Annotated in this window: 2 protein-coding genes; both read left to right on the forward strand. The window is 36.0% G+C overall.

Annotated features, from left to right (window positions below; genetic code table 11):
• Positions 1-91 precede the first annotated feature (91 nt).
• A complete protein-coding gene (gene istA, locus J2S08_RS22280; RefSeq protein ID WP_307233546.1) occupies positions 92-1,378 on the forward strand; it encodes an IS21 family transposase in 1,287 nt (428 codons plus the stop codon).
• Positions 1,375-2,117: IS21-like element helper ATPase IstB (gene istB / locus J2S08_RS22285; RefSeq protein WP_307233548.1), on the forward strand; the 743-nt coding region annotated here is incomplete at its 3' end. The genes istA and istB, both read left to right, overlap by 4 nt.

Here is a 2,117-nt window from a genome sequence, read left to right on the forward strand (position 1 = left end):
TAGAAATGCTAACTTAAAAATGTACAACTAAGCTCACTTAAATATGTACACTTCTGCTCAACTTCATCATACTAATCATGAGGTGATTAGTATGTATGTAATGCTAGATGTTCAAACGAATTTTGAGATTAAGAGTCTTACAGACTTACCAAAATTTAAAGAACTCATGGAGAATTTAAAAATGAAGATTAACAAAAGCCAGTTGGCAAGAGAAATGGGCGTAGATCGACGTACAATTGATAAATATTTGAGTGGGTTTACGCCAAAACAGACAAAGGATAAAACGTCTATTGTAGATGAATATTATGAGGTGATTGCGGCTTTACTATCTGAAGACTCAAAACAAGTATTCTATTATCGTCGTGTTTTATGGCAGTACTTAAAAGATAATCATGGACTTGAATGTGGTGCTTCAACCTTTAGAAGATATATCTCAAAAGTGCCAGAGTTCGCAGCTTATTTTAATAACCATGTTCATGTGCCGTCACCTAAAGGGACGGTTCGATATGAAACGGAGCCTGGGAAACAAGCGCAATTCGATTGGAAAGAAAGTATTCCGTTTGAAACAAGCGATGGGGAACAAGTAGAAATTAATGTAGCTGCTTTAGTGTTAGGGTACTCACGTTTTCGTATCTTCCATTTAGCTTTAAAGAAATCACAAGAGATTTTATTCTCTTTTCTAACAGAGGCATTTGAAAAAATAGGTGGCATACCACATGAGCTTGTGACAGATAACATGAAAACAGTGATGGATGAGCCACGTACAGAATACAACGCAGGAAAAGTAAATACAAAGTTTGAAGCATTTGCAAAGGATTTTGGTTTTAAAGTACGTCCTTGTATAGCTGGACGTCCACGAACAAAAGGAAAAGTGGAAACACAGATGAAATTTTTAGATGAAATTCATGCCTATCAAGGTCAATTGACCTTAGAGGAGCTATACGAATTTATTGAGAAGCTAGCAAATCGATTAAATCAGTCTTTCCATCAAGGGACAGGGAAAATTCCGATGTTTGCGTTAGAAAAAGAAAAGAGTTCCCTCCTTCCGTTGCCATCGGAAAAGATTCGGAACTCTTATCGCATCAAGCATCAGCTTGTGCAAGTTAATGCATCAAGTATGGTATCCTACAAAGCCAACCTGTATTCAGTGCCCACTGTGTACATTGGCAAAAAAGTAGGTATACAAATACATGATGATCAAATCTGGATTTATTATAACATGGAATGTATTGCACAACATACTTTATCTCAAAAGAAATTAAATTATCGAGAATCCGACTATAAAGAGAGTCTAGGAATCTCAGCGCCAAACTATCCAGATATCGACGCATTAGCAAAGAACAATCTAAAAGTGATTGGGGAGGCGTATGAGAAATGATTCAACAAACAAATTACCAGCAACTAGTTCGTAATTTAGAGTATTTGAAATTAAAACAAATGATCACGCATTTAGATGAGGTCGTAGACTTTAGTATTGATAATCAACTTTCATTTATTGATATGTTAGTAAAATTAACAAACTATGAAATCGATGTACGTGAACAAAATATGATTCATGCGATGGTGAAAGTCGGTGCATTTCCACACCTAAAGGAAATTAAAGATTTTGATTTCGGCTTTCAGCCATCGATTAATCAGCAGCAAATCCAAGATTTTCTTTCTCTACGATTTATTGAAGGAAATGAAAATATTGTGTTCCTTGGTCCAAGTGGTGTTGGCAAAACGCATTTGGCTACAGGAATTGGAATCACAGCAGCTAAGAAACGAATAAGCACGTATTTTGTGAAAAGTCATGATTTAATTCAAAACTTAAAAAGGGCTCGTTTAGAAAATCGTCTAGAGAGCCGTCTGAAGCATTATACAAAATACAAACTCCTCATTATTGATGAGATTGGTTATTTACCGATTGATCCAGAGGATGCCAAACTATTCTTCCAGCTGATTGATATGCGTTATGAAAAACGCAGTACGATTTTTACGACAAACGTAAACTTTAAATCCTGGGACGAAGTGTTTCAAGAGCCGAAACTAGCCAATGCGATTCTCGACCGGATTCTACATCACGCAACAGTAATCACAATTGTAGGTGATTCATATCGTTTGAAGGATCATTTAGC

This window comes from Bacillus chungangensis, assembly GCF_030812995.1.
GTDB classification, from domain to species: Bacteria; Bacillota; Bacilli; order Bacillales; family Bacillaceae_C; genus Bacillus_CF; species Bacillus_CF chungangensis.

What these genes read in the sequence shown, in the direction of transcription:
- istA (WP_307233546.1), top strand. Translation starts at nt 92, where the DNA reads ATGTATGTAATGCTAGATGTTCAAACGAATTTTGAGATTAAGAGTCTT.